The organism is Pseudonocardia sp. EV170527-09 (assembly GCF_008369905.1).
Lineage (GTDB): Bacteria > Actinomycetota > Actinomycetes > Mycobacteriales > Pseudonocardiaceae > Pseudonocardia.
This window is the reverse complement of the sequence record NZ_VRMC01000156.1, coordinates 1-5860: the sequence shown is the minus strand read 5'-3', so window position 1 is coordinate 5860 and position 5860 is coordinate 1. Positions and strand designations below refer to the sequence as shown.

5 protein-coding genes are annotated in these 5860 nt (G+C 66.5%); 4 read left to right on the top strand and 1 reads right to left on the bottom strand.

Annotated features, from left to right (window positions below):
• The first annotated feature begins 194 nt into the window (after window positions 1-194).
• Window positions 195-848, top strand: coding sequence for a hypothetical protein (locus tag FVA95_RS27140; RefSeq protein WP_149666655.1), 654 nt, complete (start codon window positions 195-197; stop codon window positions 846-848).
• A 485-nt stretch (window positions 849-1333) separates the two neighbouring features.
• On the top strand, window positions 1334-2743 hold the full coding sequence (locus FVA95_RS27135; RefSeq protein ID WP_149666654.1) for an IS1380 family transposase: 1410 nt from the start codon (window positions 1334-1336) through the stop codon (window positions 2741-2743).
• A gap of 1143 nt (window positions 2744-3886) precedes the next feature.
• Here FVA95_RS27135 and FVA95_RS27130 read toward each other — a convergent pair.
• Window positions 3887-4315, bottom strand: coding sequence for an NUDIX hydrolase (locus FVA95_RS27130; RefSeq protein WP_149666653.1), 429 nt, complete (start codon window positions 4313-4315; stop codon window positions 3887-3889).
• A gap of 67 nt (window positions 4316-4382) precedes the next feature.
• Here FVA95_RS27130 and FVA95_RS27125 point away from each other — a divergent pair, with 67 nt between their 5' ends.
• Together FVA95_RS27125 and FVA95_RS27120 are read left to right on the top strand one after the other, a co-directional pair.
• Entirely contained in the window at window positions 4383-5159 is a 777-nt protein-coding gene (locus FVA95_RS27125; RefSeq protein WP_205016003.1) for a GntR family transcriptional regulator, read from the top strand.
• Window positions 5160-5288: 129 nt separating this feature from the next.
• Window positions 5289-5675 (top strand): hypothetical protein, encoded by a 387-nt coding sequence (locus FVA95_RS27120; RefSeq protein ID WP_083658655.1) that lies wholly within the window; start codon window positions 5289-5291, stop codon window positions 5673-5675.
• Window positions 5676-5860: the final 185 nt, after the last annotated feature.

Below are 5860 nucleotides of genomic sequence, written 5' to 3'. Positions count from 1 at the left end.
CCCGCCCCGCCGCAGCGACACGACCCGACTCCCACGGCCGGTCACGCCCTCACCTGCACTCCATTTCCGGAAGAGCCGATAAACACTCACCACTCTTGATGTCTGCAAGTCCGGTGGCCGGTCGGCGCTCGCCGGCTGGGACGTGGCCATCGAAATGCAGGTACCGCGCGCTGAGCGCGACTAACCTCCGGAGCGTGGTCCTACAACAGGTTCCTGGCCTAGCCGTAGCACTGGTAGCCGGTGGTTTCACCATCCTCGGCGTCCTCCTGAAGATTGCCTACGACGCGGTGATAGCCGGACAAGAGGCCAAGCGGGCTAAACTAACGTGGCTTGCTGAGGATCGACGGAGCGCCTATGAGGCGTTTCTTGACTCAGTTGACCGACAGCGTATCTCAAATTTGGCGCTCCGAGCGCTTCTCAAAGAGGCTCATGCCGGCCGAATGGAGATAAGCGATGAGGAGCAGGCTACTGTCCCACCATCCGCAATGGGCGACATGGTCAACTCGCTCGGTCAGATTCGGCGTCTGGCGCGCGTGTATTCAGTAATAACTAGCGCGGAAGCCATCGTTCGACTGTTCGGTGACATGGCCAGTGCATCCAGGGCCGCACTCGACCAACCCGGACCGAACGACGAGGTCACGTGGTTCTTGTTACAACGCTTTACCGATGAGCGCGTCGACGAATTTATTCACTACTACAGGGAAGACCTGGGTCTTGGTCGGCCGTCTGGGGCTCCAAAGCGGTGGCCGATAGTTGATCTGGAGCGTCCCGTTCCACTTGCCGAATCAGAGCAGATTCTTCGTTCTCGCATTCCGCGAAGGAAGGATGATCCAGGCACACAGCAATGAGGTGGCCGCTTCGTCCCGAAAGCTGCTACATCAGGCCGGGCCGTGTCACCTGGTGCCGCCGGGTGCGCGCTGAGCTGAGTGTTCGTGCCGTGCACTAATCCGGCGTGCTGGCCGGTGGTGAGCAGTCCTCTCGGGATTTGCTCTGGCAGAACAGCCCGACGAGGGGTTCGTGTGGCATCCCGTCGACCTGGCAACGCCCGACCGCGCGGCGGCCCGGGGGCGGCCCTCGACGCAACCGCCGGCCAACTCGTCCAGCTCCGCCCCCGGGACGTCGTGTGGTAGCCCCCCGGGAGGTCGTCGGGATGCCACACCCCGGCTCTCCCGGAGACCAGCCCGCCCGGCGAGGGCATTGGTACGTCCCTAGCCCGGGGCTTTCATCGCGGTTGGCCGAGTAGGGCGTGTCAGTAGGCTGGAGGGTGCTGCTGACCAGCGAGGATAGGGATTGCTGAGGTCCCGTATCGCGCGAGTTCAGGAGCACCCTCCAGGTGAAGAAGGCTATCGGGTTCTACCCGCGCCCGGTCGTCGACACGGCCGCAACGGCGGTGGTGTCGCATGCCGGGTCGCTGCTGCTGACCGAGACGATCGGGAAGGTCGGCTTGGACCGGGCGCTCTCGGCGGTGTTGGAGCCGTGGCGGCCCCGGTTGGCGGTGCACGATCCGGCGAAGGTGCTGCTCGACCTCGCCCTCACTCTCGCCGCGGGTGGGGACTGTCTGGCCGACATCGCCGTGTTGCGCGCTGAACCGGCGTTGTTCGGGCGGGTCGCGTCGGACCCGACGGTGTCGCGGACGATCGACCGCCTCGCCGCCGACGCCACCGCCGCGCTGGCGGCGATCGATACCGCCCGCGCCACAGCACGGGCCAGGGCGTGGGAACTGGCCGGCGAACATGCTCCCGACCACGGCACCGACGGGACCGACCCGCTGATCATCGACGCCGACGCGACCCTGGTCACCGCCCACTCGGAGAAGGAGGGCGCGGCGCCGACGTTCAAGCGCGGGTTCGGTCATCATCCGTTGTGGACCTTCGCCGACCACGGCCCGGGTGGCACCGGGGAGCCACTCGCGCAGCTGCTGCGGCCCGGCAACGCGGGCTCGAACACCGCCGCTGACCACATCACCGTCATCCGTGCCGCGCTGCGCCAGCTCCCCGGTCACAAGCCCGGCAGCAGGGCCGGGCGGAAGGTGTTGATCCGCATCGACGGCGCGGGCGCCTCCCACGAACTCCTCGACTGGCTGGTCTCCCAGCGGTTGTCCTACTCGGTCGGGTTCGGGCTGACCCAGGACCTGGTCGACCAGCTCGCCGCCCTCCCGACCTCGGACTGGCAGCCCGCTCTCGACGCCGACCGCGAACCCCGCCCCGGAGCCTGGGTCATCGAGGCCACCGGCCTGACGAACCTGTCCTCCTGGCCCAAGGGGATGCGGGTGATCGTGCGCCGCGAACGGCCCCATCCCGGGGCACAGCTGCGGATCACCGACCGCGACGGGCTGCGCTACACCGCGTTCGTCACCAACACCCGCCCCGGCGGCCCGAACCGCCAACTCGCCGACCTCGAACTACGCCACCGCCGCCGCGCCCGCGCCGAGGACCGCATCCGCGCCGCGAAGGACACCGGCCTGACGAACCTGCCGCTGCACGAGCTGGACCAGAACCGCATCTGGTGCGCGATCGTGGCGCTGGCCTGCGAGATCACCGCCTGGACCCAACTGCTCGCCTACACAGAACATCCTGCGCGGCGGTGGGAGCCGAAACGGCTCCGGCTGCGACTGTTCTCCACCCCGGCCCAGATCGCCCGCCACGCCCGCCGGACTGTGCTCCACCTCCCGGCGCACTCGCCCTGGTCCGGGCTGGTCTGCGACGGCCTCACCCGGCTCCGCGCGCTCGCCGTCCCCGGCTGAACACCACCCACCGCCCCGACGACCCAGGAACCCCGACCGGACCGTGGAACCGGCGCCCACCCGAGCGACCTCGGCCGAACCGTCACACCCTGCGGGCAGAATACGACCCCGCACACCGAACAGCACCGGTGTCGATCAAGGCCGCAGCTCAGGGCGAAAGATCCGGGCTAGCGGGGAGCATTCGGCGGTAGGTCCGGAAGAAAATGCGCGATCGCAGTAACAGCGTCGTGGATATGAGAAAGCCAGGCGTCAAAGTGATCGAACGCAATTAAGTCGAAATGATTCCGCTGGTGATTGTCCGACATCCAACGGCTAGGGTTATCATAGGCCACTGTTGCGAACTCAATTTCCGTTAGCCTAGGATTCCCAATCGGTCCAATGAACGATTTAATTGGTCCTCCCGACACGGCGCTAGGGAACAGGACAACGCTACAATCGTTCTTGAACGCTCGGCGCTGATCGTGCGCAGCTTTGATCGCAGGCAGGCCCATCTCTAGCAGCACGTTCCTTGCCTTAAAATCCTTGCCGTTCCGTTCGATCCGAACGACCTGCTCAGTCCGCGGACCACCATTGAGGCGAACGGATGTCCAGCTACTGACTATATGCTCACCACGTGAGACTCGATTCCAGGCAGTGTGACCTCCGTGTTCGTCCAACCAGAATTCCCACGGTAAGTTCGCGTAGTCCCATTCAGGCCACTCGGTTGGGAAGACGACGTGGGGCATAGGGGTACTCTTGCACTCAATCGGTAGGATTAGCCAACCGTGCTTTAGCTTCCCCTTCGCGTCTCGAATTCGATCGATTGCAATGATGTCTATCTCGCGATTCTTTCCTTCGTCGGGGTCTACGTAAGTCGGACCTCGACGTACGGTGAATCCCACTGCGTTCAGCGCTGCCGCAACACGTTGTTCAAGCAAGAATCCAGAGGACTCCAAGGCGCCGATGATCTCCGAACTGCTGGGGAGCGATTCCACCGGCGAGACAATAGCCCCGGCGCAGATGGCCGCCGCGTTCCGGGGGACGGGGACCGGCCGGAGGCCGCACGCCCCGGACCCCGGAACGCGGCGCGGCGCCAGAGGCGCCGCCTTGATACCGAATGGAAGGTCTAGACACGGCGAACGCTGCCGCCGTCCTAGGCCCTGCTCAGGGGGCTACAAGCTGCACGCCGTCGTGGGCGCGAGAGGCTGGCTCGTCGGTGAGGGCGTCGAGGACGCGGACGGCGTAGGCGGGGTCCATGTGTTCGCGGACCTGGTCGGGCGTGAGCCAGTCGACGCGGCGGGACTCGTCGGTCGTGGTGGGTTCGCCGCCGGTGGGTCGGCATCGGAAGACGAGAGCGACGATGCCGCGGGGCAGGTTCTTGTAGGCGCCGGTCAGCCGCTCGACTTCGACAGCGATGCCGGTCTCTTCGATGACCTCGCGGCGCACGCCCTGTTCGAAGGTCTCCCCCAGCTCCAGGACCCCGCCGGGGGGCTCCCAGTGGGAGTTGTCGCGGCGCTGAATGACGAGGATGCGGCCGTCGTCGCGCACGACGATTCCGGCGACACTCACGGAATGCTTCGGCGTGCCGGTCATGACTACCGCCTCCCTGGTTGACAGCGAACGCTAGGCTACCCGCTTGTCTATGGGAGTGGAGAACTGCGTGCAGCTCGGTGAGATCGATCGTCAGGACGGCCGGCCGCCGTACCGGCAGATCGCGGACCACCTGCGGTCGGCGATGGACCGCGGCGAGCTGACCGCCGGTGACAAGCTCCCGTCCGAGGCGGAGCTGACCCGGCACTACTCGGTCGCGCGGATGACCGCTCGCCAGGCTATCCAGGAGCTACGCACCGAGGGCCGCGTGGTGGCCGAGCACGGGCGTGGGGTGTTCGTGCGGAGGCCCGCCCCCGTCCGTCGTCTGGCCTCGGACCGGTTCGCGCGCAAGCACCGTGAGGCTGGACAGGCCGCGTTCCTCGCCGAAGCAGACAAGGCCGGTGTGCGCCCGTCGGTCGACCAGATCGAGATCGACCGGGCCACTCCCCCAGCCGATGTCCGCGAACGCCTCCGGCTCTCCGACGGTGAGCGGGTCGCGGTCCGGTCCCGTCGCTACCTCGCCGACGACCGTCCGATCGAGGTCGCGACGTCGTTCCTGCCGCTGACGATCGCGGAGGGCACTGCGATCCTGGAGGCCAACACCGGCCCGGGCGGGATCTACGCGCGTCTGGAGGAGACCGGGCACGTCCTCGATCACTTCGTCGAGGAGGTCACCGCCCGGATGCCGACCGCAGACGAGCGCCGTCGCCTGGAGCTCCCCGACGGTGTCCCGGTCCTGGTCGTCCTGCGGACCGCCTACGACACCGCAGGTGTGCCCGTCGAGGTGTGCGACACCGTCAAGGCAGCCCCGGCGTACGTGCTGGAGTACGACATCCCCGCCCGCTGACCTGCGGCAACACAGGTCAGACAGACTACTTGTTGCAACTCGTCTAGACGTGCTCTACTCTCATCATTACTCCCCTAGACGTCCAGTCATGAGGGGCCGCGAGAGGAGAGAGCGATGAGGGATCTTCCGGTGGTGCTCGACGGCTACAAGCTCACGGTGGTGGAGCCGCCCGCGCCGAAGACTCGGCAGGACGCGAACGGTGCGGAGGTGCCGGTGACCGATCGGGATGGGGTGACGCAGTTCGTGGTGTCGCTGTTCGCGAAGCTCCAGGTCCAGGCGGGGCAGCGGGCGCCGAAGGGTGAGGAGATCAAGGTGACCCTGACGACGGACCCGGGTGAGGGGTTCGGGGAGGACGCTCGGGTGCAGTTGATCGACCCGAAGATCAACCCGTACTCGATCGAGTCCGCGGATGGTCGGACGGTGTCGGGGATCGCGTTCAAGGCGATGGGCCTCAAGCACGCGCACCCGGCGCCTGCGCCGATGCGGCGGGGCAAGGACGACGAGAACCACTCCTGACCGACCTCTGCGTGTCGGTGTCGCCCGCGAGCGTAAGCGGGCCGGTCGCCTGATGTAGCGGCCCACTTTCTGTCGCCGGAATGGTGTTCCGGCAATTCCCAGCAATTCCTGTCAACGGCGGGTTGGGAGTAACCCCGTAACGACGGATTGGGACTGACCCCCTTGTCGGGTGTTCAGTCGTTGCT